The sequence below is a fragment of the Pseudomonas sp. LAIL14HWK12:I1 genome (assembly GCF_003202095.1).
Lineage (GTDB): Bacteria > Pseudomonadota > Gammaproteobacteria > Pseudomonadales > Pseudomonadaceae > Aquipseudomonas > Aquipseudomonas monteilii.
Window position 1 is genome coordinate 58,247 of sequence record NZ_QJKG01000008.1, and the last position, 13,042, is coordinate 71,288.

General features: G+C 63.4%; 13 protein-coding genes. 10 read left to right on the forward strand and 3 right to left on the reverse strand.

The features are described from left to right. Window positions 1-92 precede the first annotated feature (92 nt). Window positions 93-554, forward strand: a complete 462-nt coding sequence (locus D906_RS19520) for an Lrp/AsnC family transcriptional regulator (RefSeq protein ID WP_025754035.1) — start codon at window positions 93-95, stop codon at window positions 552-554. Here D906_RS19520 and D906_RS19525 read toward each other — a convergent pair. Continuing rightward, complete coding sequence (locus D906_RS19525; protein ID WP_027615914.1) at window positions 520-849, reverse strand: hypothetical protein; 330 nt, start codon at window positions 847-849, stop codon at window positions 520-522. The genes D906_RS19520 and D906_RS19525 overlap by 35 nt on opposite strands. 475 nt (window positions 850-1,324) lie before the next feature. Between D906_RS19525 and D906_RS19530 the strand changes: the two genes are divergently transcribed. The 9 genes from D906_RS19530 to D906_RS19570 all read left to right on the forward strand — a co-directional run bounded on the left by D906_RS19530 (window position 1,325) and on the right by D906_RS19570 (window position 11,379). Further along, window positions 1,325-3,007, forward strand: coding sequence for an NAD(P)/FAD-dependent oxidoreductase (locus D906_RS19530; RefSeq protein ID WP_016714578.1), 1,683 nt, complete (start codon window positions 1,325-1,327; stop codon window positions 3,005-3,007). Between the two features lie 14 nt (window positions 3,008-3,021). Then, window positions 3,022-3,816 carry a carbon-nitrogen hydrolase family protein gene (locus D906_RS19535; RefSeq protein WP_027615915.1) on the forward strand — a complete coding sequence of 265 codons (795 nt, stop codon included), beginning with the start codon at window positions 3,022-3,024 and terminating at the stop codon, window positions 3,814-3,816. Window positions 3,817-3,898: 82 nt separating this feature from the next. Beyond that, window positions 3,899-6,187 (forward strand): pyrroloquinoline quinone biosynthesis protein PqqF, encoded by a 2,289-nt coding sequence (gene pqqF, locus D906_RS19540; protein ID WP_027615916.1) that lies wholly within the window; start codon window positions 3,899-3,901, stop codon window positions 6,185-6,187. 171 nt (window positions 6,188-6,358) lie between these two features. After that, entirely contained in the window at window positions 6,359-6,430 is a 72-nt protein-coding gene (pqqA, locus tag D906_RS19545; protein ID WP_003243383.1) for a pyrroloquinoline quinone precursor peptide PqqA, read from the forward strand. Between the two features lie 79 nt (window positions 6,431-6,509). Continuing rightward, entirely contained in the window at window positions 6,510-7,421 is a 912-nt protein-coding gene (gene pqqB, locus D906_RS19550) for a pyrroloquinoline quinone biosynthesis protein PqqB (RefSeq protein WP_019097150.1), read from the forward strand. Window positions 7,422-7,430: 9 nt separating this feature from the next. Then, complete coding sequence (gene pqqC, locus D906_RS19555) at window positions 7,431-8,186, forward strand: pyrroloquinoline-quinone synthase PqqC (RefSeq protein ID WP_019097151.1); 756 nt, start codon at window positions 7,431-7,433, stop codon at window positions 8,184-8,186. Continuing rightward, the gene (gene pqqD / locus D906_RS19560) at window positions 8,183-8,458 is read left to right on the forward strand and encodes a pyrroloquinoline quinone biosynthesis peptide chaperone PqqD (RefSeq protein ID WP_003255595.1); all 276 of its coding nucleotides are present in this window, start codon (window positions 8,183-8,185) and stop codon (window positions 8,456-8,458) included. Before pqqC ends, pqqD begins: the two co-directional genes overlap by 4 nt. Further along, on the forward strand, window positions 8,430-9,590 hold the full coding sequence (pqqE, locus tag D906_RS19565; protein WP_027615917.1) for a pyrroloquinoline quinone biosynthesis protein PqqE: 1,161 nt from the start codon (window positions 8,430-8,432) through the stop codon (window positions 9,588-9,590). Before pqqD ends, pqqE begins: the two co-directional genes overlap by 29 nt. Further along, entirely contained in the window at window positions 9,556-11,379 is a 1,824-nt protein-coding gene (locus D906_RS19570) for a S9 family peptidase (RefSeq protein ID WP_027615918.1), read from the forward strand. Before pqqE ends, D906_RS19570 begins: the two co-directional genes overlap by 35 nt. Window positions 11,380-11,412: 33 nt before the next feature. On the opposite strand, the gene D906_RS19575 is transcribed toward D906_RS19570, so the two are convergent. Further along, complete coding sequence (locus D906_RS19575) at window positions 11,413-11,571, reverse strand: YqaE/Pmp3 family membrane protein (RefSeq protein WP_009681539.1); 159 nt, start codon at window positions 11,569-11,571, stop codon at window positions 11,413-11,415. Window positions 11,572-11,723: 152 nt separating this feature from the next. Continuing rightward, window positions 11,724-13,004, reverse strand: coding sequence for an aspartate aminotransferase family protein (locus D906_RS19580; protein WP_019097154.1), 1,281 nt, complete (start codon window positions 13,002-13,004; stop codon window positions 11,724-11,726). Between the last annotated feature and the right edge of the window lie 38 nt (window positions 13,005-13,042).

Genomic DNA, 13,042 nt, shown 5'->3' on the forward strand with positions numbered 1-13,042 from the left:
CAGCCTTCAGGCCAGCGCGGTCGCTGTAGATGCGGTCTTGCCCTGATTGGCAGTCGCTCGATAGGCTAGCAGGCCAACCGTAGAGACTCGCCATGTCGGATTCCCGCTCCATCACGCTGGATGAAATCGATCGCCAGCTGATCGCCCTGCTGCAAATCAACGCCCGCGAAAGCGTCGCCACCCTCGCCCGCCAGTTGGGTATCGCCCGCACCACCGTCAATTCGCGCCTGGAGCGTCTGGAGAAGAACAAGGTCATCTCCGGTTATGGCGTACGTCTGGGTCAGCGGGTGCTGGGAGGCGGGCTGCAGGCGTATGTGGGGATCAAGGTGCAGCCGCGCTCCGGCAAGGAAGTGGTGCGGCGCCTGGGTGCCATGGGGCAGGTGCAGCAATTGTGCGCGGTAAGCGGCGAGTTTGACTATGTAGCCTGGCTGCTTACGGATTCACCCGAACAGCTGGACCAGTTGCTCGACCAGATCGGCAGTGTCGACGGGGTGGAGAAGACCACCACGTCGATCATTCTCAGCAGCAAGGTGGACCGGGGGCAGCCGCTCTGATCAATAAGGCCTCCTGGCCGTCGAGCAGCCCCTCCAGAATCGCCGAAAGGCTCTCGGCAGAATGCTGCATCGACCAGACGATGTCTCGGCTACGCTCGGGGGCGTGGTGCTGGGCGTAGTCAGTGACAATCTGGTTGAGGCCACGGGCCAGCAGGCAGGCGTGGACTAGAGCGTCGGCGGGGTCGATGCCAGGACGGATGGCAAATAACGGCGGGTGGCTGGATTCGCAGTTACAAAAGGGTTTTTCAGCGGTGGGTTGCAGTTTTACAGGTTGATCGGGCAAACGGTCAGTCATGGTATAGCCTCCAGATCACAGGGATGACTGGCGGCCAATCGCTCCCTTCTCACGGGAATTGGGTGGCAGCCATGCGCGAGGTGAGAACCGGCGAACTTGGAGGCGCATACCCGGCCAGGCAAAGCCTGCCCGCGCACAGCTGCCATAGCAGTGCGCCTCTAGCTGCTCACACCCCGTCCAACGTGTACTTATGCCCGCCGGAGAGGCCGCGTGAGGCTCAGGTGCTTGCCTTGCAATTCACTGCGCCTATCAGATCGAGCGCCGCGCGGGCGGCGCTCGATCTGATAGGCGCAGTAAATCGCACTACAAACTCTTCGTCATAAATAACTTTAAACTTATGTTTTCGACGAAAAGTAATACATTAAGACACCAATATGCACCTTAATTACGATTCCCCCACTCCTTAAAATGACCTCCAGCCATCTCCTATACTCAGGCTCCGCCACCCGCGCAGCCCCTCTGGCAAGGTCACTTCATGAACAAGAAAAACCGCCACCCCGCCGACGGCAAAAAGCCCATCACCATCTTCGGCCCGGACTTCCCCTTCGCTTTCGATGACTGGCTGGAGCACCCCGCAGGCCTGGGCAGTATTCCGGCTGAGCGCCAGGGTGAAGAAGTGGCCATCGTGGGTGCCGGTATTGCCGGCCTGGTGGCGGCCTACGAGCTGATGAAGCTAGGCCTAAAGCCGGTGGTGTACGAGGCCTCCAAGCTGGGCGGCCGGCTGCGTTCGCAAGCCTTCAATGGCACCGACGGGATCATCGCCGAGCTGGGCGGCATGCGCTTCCCGGTGTCGTCCACTGCCTTCTACCACTACGTGGACAAGCTGGGCCTGGAAACCAAGCCTTTCCCCAACCCGCTGACCCCAGCCTCGGGCAGCACCGTGATCGACCTTGAAGGCCAGACCTACTACGCCGAAAAAACCACCGACTTGCCCAAGCTGTTCCACGAAGTGGCCGACGCCTGGGCCGATGCGCTGGAAAGCGGTGCCCAGTTCGCCGACATCCAGCAAGCCATCCGCGATCGGGATGTACCGCGCCTTAAAGCGCTGTGGAACAAGCTGGTCCCACTGTGGGACGACCGCACGTTCTACGACTTCGTCGCCACCTCACGTTCGTTCGCCAAACTGAGCTTCCAGCACCGCGAAGTGTTCGGCCAGGTTGGCTTCGGCACCGGTGGCTGGGACTCGGACTTCCCAAACTCGATGCTGGAAATTTTCCGCGTGGTGATGACCAACTGCGACGACCACCAACACCTGGTCGTCGGCGGTGTGGAGCAGGTACCGCAAGGGATCTGGCGCCATGTGCCGGAGCGCTGCGCCCACTGGCCGGAGGGCACAAGCCTGAGCGGCCTGCATGGCGGTGCACCGCGTACCGGGGTCAAGCGCATCGCCCGCGCTGCTGACGGCCGCCTGGCGGTTACCGACAACTGGGGCGACACTCGCCACTACGGCGCCGTGCTCGCCACCTGCCAGACCTGGCTGCTGACCACCCAGATCGACTGCGAGGAATCACTGTTCTCGCAAAAGATGTGGATGGCCCTGGACCGCACCCGCTACATGCAGTCATCGAAGACGTTCGTCATGGTCGACCGGCCATTCTGGAAGGACAAGGACCCGGAAACCGGTCGTGACCTGATGAGCATGACCCTCACTGACCGCCTCACCCGCGGCACCTACCTGTTCGACAACGGCGACGACAAGCCGGGGGTGATCTGCCTGTCCTATGCGTGGATGAGCGATGCGCTGAAAATGCTGCCGCATCCGGTGGAAAAGCGCGTGCAGCTGGCCCTGGATGCGCTGAAGAAGATCTACCCGAAAACCGATATCGCCGGGCACATCATCGGCGACCCGATCACCATTTCGTGGGAGGCTGATCCGCACTTCCTGGGCGCCTTCAAGGGCGCACTGCCGGGTCATTACCGCTACAACCAGCGCATGTACGCACACTTCATGCAGCAGGACATGCCCGCCGAGCAGCGCGGCATGTTCATCGCCGGTGACGATGTATCGTGGACACCCGCCTGGGTGGAGGGCGCAGTGCAAACATCGCTGAATGCGGTGTGGGGTATCATGAACCACTTCGGTGGCCACACCCACCCGGACAACCCAGGCCCAGGCGATGTGTTCGATGAAATCGGCCCTATTGCCCTGGCAGACTGAATCAAGGAGGCGTCATGCGCATCGCTTTGTTCCAGGGCGCACCCAAGCCACTGGATGTGCCCGGCAATCTGCAACGGCTGCGCCATCAGGCGCAGTTGGCAGCCGAGCGCGGCGCACAGTTGCTGGTGTGCCCGGAGATGTTCCTGACCGGCTACAACATCGGCCTGCCCCGGGTCGAGCGCCTGGCCGAAGCTGACGATGGCCCGGCGGCCATGGAGGTAGCGGAAATCGCCCAGGCGCACCGCATTGCCCTTGTCTATGGCTATCCGGAGCGGGCGAACGATGGCGCGATCTACAACAGCGTGCAGTTGATCGATGCCCATGGCCGCAGCCTGTGCAACTACCGCAAGACCCACCTGTTTGGCGAACTGGACCGTTCGATGTTCAGCGCAGGCCCGGACCACTTTCCGGTGGTAGAGCTTGAAGGCTGGAAAGTCGGCCTGCTGATCTGCTACGACATCGAGTTCCCGGAAAACGCCCGACGCCTGGCGCTGACGGGTGCCGAGCTGATTCTGGTGCCGACGGCGAACATGGCGCCGTATGACTTCATCTGCCAGGTGACCGTAAGGGCACGGGCGCAGGAGAACCAGTGCTACCTGGTGTATGCCAATTATTGCGGCGCGGAAGACGAGATCCAGTATTGCGGGCAGAGCAGCATCATCGGCCCGGATGGTAGTTTGCTGGCCATGGGCGGGCGGGATGAATGCCTGTTGCTGGCCGAGCTGGAACATGAGCAGGTTGTGCAGGGGCGGGAGGCATTCCCGTACCTGAACGATTTGCGTCAGGAACTGCACATGCGTAAAGGCTGATGGCCCTTTCGCGGGCAAGCCCGCGAAAGGGCCGGGCCTGCAAACAAATGGGTTAGCATGGACAGCAGCAACCGGAGCCCCCATGCCTGACGCCATCCGCCACCTCACTCTCGCCAACGGCCTGCAACTGACACTGCGCCACGCCCCGCGCCTGAAACGTTCGGCCGCCGCACTGCGGGTGCATGCGGGCAGCCACGACGCACCGGGCAAATGGCCGGGCCTGGCCCACTTCCTCGAACACCTGTTCTTCCTCGGCACCCCACGCTTTGCGCTGGACGACGGCCTGATGCGTTACGTGCAGACCCTGGGCGGCCAGGTCAACGCCAGCACCCGGGAACGCACCACCGACTTTTTCTTCGAAGTCCCGCCCAATGCGTTGGCCGGGGGCCTTGAGCGCCTCTGCCAGATGCTGGCCGAACCGGATCTGGGCATCGAGCGCCAACGCCGCGAGCGTGAAGTGATCCACGCCGAGTTCATTGCCTGGTCACGCAACCCGCAGGCCCAGCAGCAATTCGCCTTGTTGCAGTCGGTGTCGCAAGGCCATCCGCTGGGCGCATTTCATGCCGGCAACCGGTATACCCTGGCCCTGCAGGCCCCTGCCTTTCAGCAAGCACTGACGGGCTTCCACCAACGCTTCTACCAGGGCGGCCAGATCGTCTTGAGCCTGTGCGGGCCGCAGCCGCTGGATGAGCTGGAGCAATTTGGCCGGCAGCATGCGACGCTGTTCGCCACAGGCAAGCATGTGCCGCAAATCAAACCGCCGCCATTGTCGGCGACGGCTACACCACTGGCCTTCACTCACGAAAACCTCCCGGCAGGTGCCGAGCAAGCGCTGGAGCTGCTGATCGCCTGCCTCGGCGACAGCCGCCCGGGTACCTGGCTGGGTGCACTTCGCGAGCGTGGCTGGCTGCAACGTTTCAAGGCCGAAACACTTTATGCCTTTGCCGGCCAGTTGCTGTGGCACCTCGACCTCAAGCTCAGCGCCGACGCCTGCCCAGACGAAGCCAGCGCCCTGTTGCACGGCTGGTTCAGCTTCATCCGCCAGGCCGACCTTGAGCTGTTGAACCGCGAATTCGGCCTGTTGCAGCACAGCCGCGAACGCAGCGCCAGTGCACTTGAACTGGCCCGCCGTGGCAGCACGGGGCAGCCGTTTGCCCAGTTGGATGCGCACGGTTTGCAGGCCCTTCAAGCCGTGCTGCAAGGCCTGCCATGCAACGTGTATGGCCAATGGCACATGCCCTTGGTCGACCCCTTGCTGATGGCTGATCTGCCCCAGGCCAATGCCATACCGCTACCGGCAGCGCTGAGGGTCAGTGAGCAACTCCCTGGTGCCCGCCAATACGCAGCGCTCTACCTGCGCTGGCACGTACCCTCACCGTTGCGCCAACGTTTGCAGGGTGTGCTCGAACAGGCCCTGGCGCCACTGCAGGAGCGCTGTGAACGCGCCTCGGTACAACTGCAATTCACGGCTGCCGGGGAATACTGGCAGTTACGCTGCGCCGGGCTACCGGCAGCGGTGCTGCGGGCAGTGACGCAGGCCTTGGCGTTGATGGTCACCCCCCCGGCCAGATGCTGGTTGCCTTGCACAACGCCAACAGCGGCGCTGATCCCCATCAGGGCCTTGCTCAAGCAACTGCCCGACGCGGTGCTCGGCACCCCGCCCCCAACTGGCCCTGCCTGTACGCTGGAGCAGCAGCAACTCGACAAGCTGTGGCAGCACACACGCTGGCACGGCCTGGTCGCAGGCTTCGACGATTCAGCCCTGAGCGCCCTGGGCACTGCGCTACAGCACTGCCCGGGGCGCGGCTCGCTGCCTAGCCTCCTGCCCACTTGGGCCAAACGCCGTTGGCAGCATGCCGAAGTACCGGGCAGCGAACACGCCATGCTGCTGTTCTGCCCGCTACCTGCCGCCAGCGAAGCCAGCGGCCGCCTGCTCGCGCAACTGCTGCAAGGGCCGGTTTACCAGCGGCTGCGGGTGGAACTGCAACTCGGCTATGCGGTATTCAGTACCTTTCGTCAGATAGAGGGGGTCGGCGGCCTGCTGTTCGGGGTGCAATCGCCTCATACCCACCAGGCACAGATCCTCGACCACCTGCTCACGCTACTCAACAAGGGTGTCACCCTTGACCCAGGCACCCAACAAGCCCTGGCCAGTCAATTCGATGAACCGGCCATGGCCAACGCCGATGTCGCCGAATGGGCGTGGCAGACACACCTGGCTACACAACCCGGCAGGCTGGATACGTTGCGCAGGGCTATTCTGAACACGCGGCAGACGGATCTGGACAACCTGCTGGGTAACCTGCTCGATGCAGACGCCTCCTGGTTGTGTTTGGCCAACGCTGCCGCGCCAACCCCTACGTGGAAGTGATCCAGGCCCGTGATTGTTACGCAACATGCAACGGCACTTTTCGAATAATTAACCTTCCAGTACAAATTTTTCTTGTAAGATAGCGCAATCCCAGTTCCGGGAACCGCCTTTGCGCGGTGGTACCCAAGTAGTAACTGAGCAACCCCAAACCCATCCGGAAGGAGTAATCCCATGTGGACCAAACCTGCATACACTGATCTGCGTATCGGCTTCGAAGTCACCATGTACTTCGCTAACCGCTAAGCCCGGCTTAGGGTTCCACGCCTCGGCCTGCCGGGGCGTTTTCGTTTTTCCGATCCGGTTTTCTGCATAGAGAGTGGCCATGTACATCCAGGTTCTCGGCTCCGCCGCCGGTGGCGGGTTCCCGCAGTGGAACTGCAACTGCATCAACTGCAAGGGCTTTCGTGACGGCACCCTGCGGGCCACCGCGCGCACCCAGTCGTCCATCGCCCTGTCCGACGACGGCGTACACTGGGTGCTGTGCAATGCCTCGCCCGACATCCGCGCCCAGCTCCAGGCCTTCGCGCCGATGCAGCCAGCCCGGGCCCTGCGCGACACCGGCATCAACGCCATCGTGCTGCTGGACAGTCAGATCGACCACACCACAGGCCTGCTCAGCCTGCGTGAAGGCTGCCCGCACCAGGTGTGGTGCACCGACATGGTCCACCAGGACCTCACCACCGGCTTCCCGTTGTTCAACATGCTCAGCCACTGGAACGGTGGCCTGCAGTGGAACCGCATCGAGCTGGAAGGTAGCTTCGTTATCGAGGCCTGCCCAAACCTCAAGTTCACCCCATTCCCCCTGCGCAGCGCCGCACCGCCTTATTCGCCGCACCGCTTCGACCCGCACCCGGGCGACAACCTGGGCCTGCTGGTCGAAGACACCCGCACCGGCGGCAAGCTGTTCTACGCCCCAGGCCTGGGCCAGGTGGACGACAAGCTGCTGGCGATGATGCACGGCGCCGACTGCCTGCTGGTCGACGGCACGCTGTGGGAAGACGATGAGATGCAACGCCGTGGCGTGGGTACTCGCACGGGCCGCGAAATGGGCCACCTGGCGCAGAACGGCCCGGGCGGCATGCTCGAAGTGCTGGACGCTTTCCCGCGTCAGCGCAAAGTGCTTATCCACATCAACAACACAAACCCGATTCTCGATGAAGACTCCCCGGAGCGCGCCGAAGTCCAGCGCCGCGGTGTGGAAGTTGCCTTCGACGGAATGAGCATTGAGTTGTAAGGAGCCCTGATGAGCGACGCATTGCCAATGTCCCCTGCCGAATTCGAGCAGGCCCTGCGCGCCAAGGGCGCCTATTACCACATTCATCACCCGTACCACGTGGCGATGTACCAGGGCCGCGCCACCCGTGAGCAGATCCAGGGTTGGGTAGCCAACCGCTTCTATTACCAGGTCAACATCCCGATGAAGGATGCCGCGATCCTGGCCAACTGCCCGGACCGCGAAGTACGTCGCGAGTGGATCCAGCGCCTGCTCGACCACGACGGCGCGCCCGGCGAGGACGGCGGCATCGAAGCTTGGTTGCGCCTGGGCCAGGCTGTCGGCCTGGACCCGGACCAGCTGCGTTCGCAAGAGCTGGTGCTGCCCGGCGTACGTTTTGCCGTCGATGCCTATGTCAACTTCGCCCGCCGCGCCAGCTGGCAGGAAGCGGCCAGCAGCTCGCTGACCGAGTTGTTCGCCCCGCAAATCCACCAGTCGCGCCTGGACAGCTGGCCACAGCACTACCCGTGGATCGACCCGGCCGGCTACGAATACTTCCGCACCCGCCTGGGCCAGGCTCGTCGTGACGTAGAGCACGGCTTGGCGATTACCCTGCAGCACTACACCACCCGCGCGGCCCAGGAGCGTATGCTGGAGATCCTGCAGTTCAAGCTGGATATCCTCTGGAGCATGCTCGACGCCATGAGCATGGCCTACGAGCTGAACCGCCCGCCCTATCATTCCGTCACCCAGGAACGGGTGTGGCACAAGGGGATCACCCTATGAGTTTCGACCGCAATCAGGTGCCGAACTGGCGCCCCGGCTACCGCTTCCAGTACGAACCGGCGCAGAAAGGCCATGTGCTGCTGTACCCCGAAGGCATGATCAAGCTCAACGACAGCGCCAGCCTGATTGGCGGCTTGATCGACGGCCAACGTGACGTGGCCGCCATCATCAGCGAACTCGAACAGCAATTCCCCGATGTCCCGGAAGTGGCCGACGACATCGAGCAGTTCATGGAGGTGGCCCGTGCCGAACACTGGATCGTCCTCGCCTGAGTTGCCGCCCACGCCCGAGGTCGGCCTGCCGCTGTGGTTGCTGGCCGAACTCACCTACCGCTGCCCGCTGCAATGCCCGTACTGCTCCAACCCGCTGGACTTTGCCGCCCAGGGCCAGGAGCTGAGCACCGAGCAGTGGTTCAAGGTCATGGCCGAGGCGCGGGAGATGGGCGCGGCGCAAATCGGCTTTTCCGGCGGTGAACCGCTAGTTCGCCAGGACCTGGCTGAGCTGATCGGCGAAGCCCGCCGGCTGGGTTACTACACCAACCTGATCACCTCGGGCATCGGCCTGACCGAAGCGCGTATCGCTGAGTTCAAGAAGGCAGGCCTGGACCATATCCAGATCAGCTTTCAGGCCAGCGACGAGCAGGTGAACAACCTGCTGGCCGGTTCGAAAAAGGCCTTTGCGCAAAAGCTGGAGATGGCCCGCGCCGTGAAGGCCCACGGCTACCCGATGGTGCTCAACTTCGTTACCCATCGGCACAACATCGACAAGATCGACCGCATCATCGAGCTGTGCATCGCCCTGGAAGCAGACTTCGTCGAGCTTGCCACCTGCCAGTTCTACGGTTGGGCGCAACTCAACCGTCTGGGCCTGCTGCCGACCCGTGCGCAGCTTGAGCGGGCCGAGCGCATCACCAACGAATACCGGGACAAACTCAAGGCCGAGGGCAACCCGTGCAAGCTGATCTTCGTCACCCCGGACTACTACGAAGAGCGTCCCAAGGCCTGCATGAATGGGTGGGGCAACCTGTTCCTCACCATTACCCCGGACGGCACCGCGCTGCCCTGCCACGGCGCCCGCCAGCTGCCGGTGCAGTTCCCCAATGTCCGCGACCACGACCTGCACCACATCTGGTATGAGTCGTTTGGCTTCAACCGCTTCCGTGGTTACGAGTGGATGCGCGAACCGTGCCGCTCCTGTGACGAAAAAGAAAAGGACTTCGGCGGCTGTCGCTGCCAGGCCTTCATGCTGACCGGTGATGCCAGCAACGCCGACCCGGTGTGTGCCAAGTCGGCCGACCACCGCATCATCCTCAAGGCCCGCGAGGAGGCAGAAAGCGCCCAGCTCGCCATTGAACAGATGACCTTCCGCAATGAACGAAACTCCCGTGTCATCGCCCGTGGCTGAATTCAGCGCGGCCCAGGCCGTTGCCGCCGGCACCGACTTCGCCGAACTCAAAGCCAGTGCCGACGGGCTGTTCTGGATCGAGTTCCGCCCGGCCGATGGTGCTTGCCGTATCTGGCACTGGCTGTACCACCAGGCCCGCTGCCTGACGCCGGATGGCTTCAGCGTGCGCAGCCGGGTCTACGAGTACGGCGGTGGTAGCTTCTGCCTGGGTGGCGACGGGCTGGTGTTCGTCAACGAAAAGGACCAGCAGGTCTACACCCAGCCGCTGGACGATTCGCAACCGCGTGCGCTGACCCAGGATGCCAGCTGCCGCTACGGCGATGTGCAGTGGCACGATGGCCATGTGCTGGCCGTCGAGGAACGCCATGCCGAGCAGGTGGAGCATCGGCTTGTCGCGTTGAGTGAGAGCGACCGGGTGGTGCTCGCCGAGGGCGCCGATTTCTACGCCTCACCCACAGTGAGTGAAGATGGCATGCGCCTGGCATGGATCGAATGGGACCGGCCGGCACAGCCCTGGACTATCACCCGATTGATGTGCCGCTCACGCGACAGCAGTGGCCACTGGGGCCCCGTGCAATGCGTGGCAAGCGATGATGAATCGCTGCAACAACCGCGTTTCGATGCCCAAGGCCGACTCTACGGCCTGTCCGACCGCAATGGCTTCTGGCAGCCCTGGGGCGAGGTCGATGGCCACTGGCAGGCGTTGCCTGCCGAGACTGCGGACCATGCTGCTGCGCCCTGGCAATTGGGTACCTGCACCTGGCTGGCACTGGGGCCGCAAAGCTATCTGGCGAGTTGGTTCAAAGACGGCTTCGGGCAACTGGGGCTGCGTAACACCGATGGACGTATGGAGCGCTTCGCCAGTGGCTACACGCGCTTTCGCAGCCTGGCCATGGACAGCGATCACCTTTATGCCATTGCCGCCTCGCCCATCAGCCCGCCTGCAGTGATTGCCATCGACCGCAGTAACCACGAAGTACGTGTGCTTGCCGGGGGGGCCGAGATACTGCCGGCAGGGCAAATCAGCCTGCCGCAGTCGATTCACTATGGCAGTGACGGCGAGCGGGCCCACGGATTCTTCTACCCCGCAGCGCACTCACAAGGCGCCACGCCGCTGGTGGTGTTCATCCACGGCGGGCCGACCTCGGCCTGTTATCCGGTGCTCGAGCCTCGCATCCAGTACTGGACCCAGCGCGGCTTTGCCGTGGCCGACCTGAATTACCGGGGCAGCACCGGCTATGGCCGGGAATACCGCCAGGCATTGCACCTGCGCTGGGGCGAAAGCGATGTGGCCGATGCCTGCGCGGCGGTCGAGTACCTGGCGGCTCAGGGCCTGGTCGACAAACGCAAGGCGTTCATCCGTGGCGGAAGCGCGGGTGGCTACACCACCCTCTGTGCCTTGGCCTTCCACGACGTGTTCCGCGCCGGTGCCAGCCTGTACGGGGTCAGCGACCCGGTTGCCCTGGGCCGGGCCACGCACAAGTTTGAGGGCGATTATCTGGACTGGCTGATCGGCGATCCGCAACAGGATGCCGAGCGCTACCGCCAGCGCACGCCGCTGCTGCATGCGGGGCAGATCAAGGTGCCGGTGATTTTCTTCCAGGGTGAGCTGGACGCGGTGGTGGTGCCGGAACAGACGCGGTCGATGCTGGCGGCGCTGCAGGCTAACGGGATTGAGGCCGAGGGGCACTTCTATGCGGGGGAACGGCATGGGTTCCGCAAGGCAGAGAACCTGGCGCATGCGCTGGAAGAAGAGTGGAAGTTCTATTGCCGGGTGTTGAAAGGTTGAAATACCGGGGCCGCTTGGCGGCCCCGGAAAACCTCACCGTTTGGCGATGATGTACACCGCATGCACGATCCCCGGAATGTAGCCCAGCAAGGTCAGCAGAATATTCAGCCAGAACGCCCCGCCAAACCCCACCTGCAAGAACACGCCAAGCGGCGGCAGGATGATGGCGATGATGATGCGAATAAAGTCCATGCAAGTCTCTCCTGAAGGGGTTATCTCACAGACTAGCCGCTCTACGCAGAGGTTCCACAGGCAAAAAAAACGCCCCGGGCCGAATGAAACAGGCCAGGGGCGATGCGCAGGAACGCCAGACGGTTCGTTGAATTCTCAGTGTTGCTACACAGTCAGGCCGGCACTTCGCGGCGGGCCTGCTGCTGGGCATGAAGGCGGGCAAAAGCGCGTGCCAGGCGTAGCAGCATTTCGTCGATGTTGCCCTTGCTCACGGTCAGCGCAGGTGAAAAACGCACCACATCCGCTTGTGGCGCATTGAGCAGCAGGCCTTCGTGCAGCGCCGCAGCCACCAGTTCACGGGCCAGGTTTTCTTTGAGTTGCAATGCCCACAGCAGGCCTTGCCCACGCACTTCGCCCTGGCCATAGCGCCCGGCCAGCCGGCTCAGGCCTTCACGCAGGTGACGGCCGTTGTCCTGCACTTGCGTGAAAAAGCCAGGCTCAAGCACGGTGTCCAGCACCGCCAGGCCGGCAGCGCACATCAGTGCATTGCCGTGGTGGCTGCCTTCCAGTTCGCCAGGCTCGGCGCAGCACGCCGTACCCCGAGCCAGCAAGGCGGCCAGTGGCACCCCACCGCCCAAGCCCTTGCCCAGGGTGATAATGTCGGCACGCACGCCGTAGGTTTCCTCGGCCAGCAGCGCACCACAGCGGCCAATACCGGTCTGCACCTCATCGAGGATCAGCAGGATGCCTAGTTCGCGGCAGAGCGTTTCCACACCCTTGAGGTATTCCTGGGTTGCCGGAATCACGCCCGCCTCGCCCTGGATCGGCTCGAGCATGATCGCCACGGTGCGTGAATCCACCTCGGCGTGCAGTGCCGCCAGGTCATTGAACGGCACCTTGCTGAACCCCGGCAGCCCAGGCTCGCAGCGGTTGCATGGCAGCGGGTCGGACGCCGACAGAGCACCCAGGCTGCGACCGTGACAGGCCTGGCTGGCCGTGATGATGTGATAGGCGCCGTTGCGGTGCAGTTGGCCCCACTTGCGCGCCAGCTTGATCGCGCCTTCGCAGGCCTCGGCACCACTGTTGAGCAGGTAGGCCTGGTCGCTGCCAGTGCTCTGACACAAGCGGTTCACCAACCCCAGCAAGCCACGGCTATGGAAACCCGACCCCGGGTTGATCAACGCCTGGGCCTGGTTACTCAGCGCTTTCACCAGCACGCTGGGGCTGTGGCCCAGGCTGTTGACCGCGCCGCCTTGGGTGAAGTCCAGGTAGGCATGCCCTTCACTGTCCCACAACCAGGAGCCTTGGCCGCGCACGAACACCTGCGCTGCGCGCTCGGCGCTGGGCATCAGGCGATCACGCGACAGCTCATCGGCTTGCGGCACGATCACCGGCGCACGCTTGGGCTCAGCGGCAGCGACAGGGGCCGAGCGGCGCAGGTTGAACAGGTTCATCAGGGCTCCAACCAATCACGGTAAGGGGCGGCAACGGT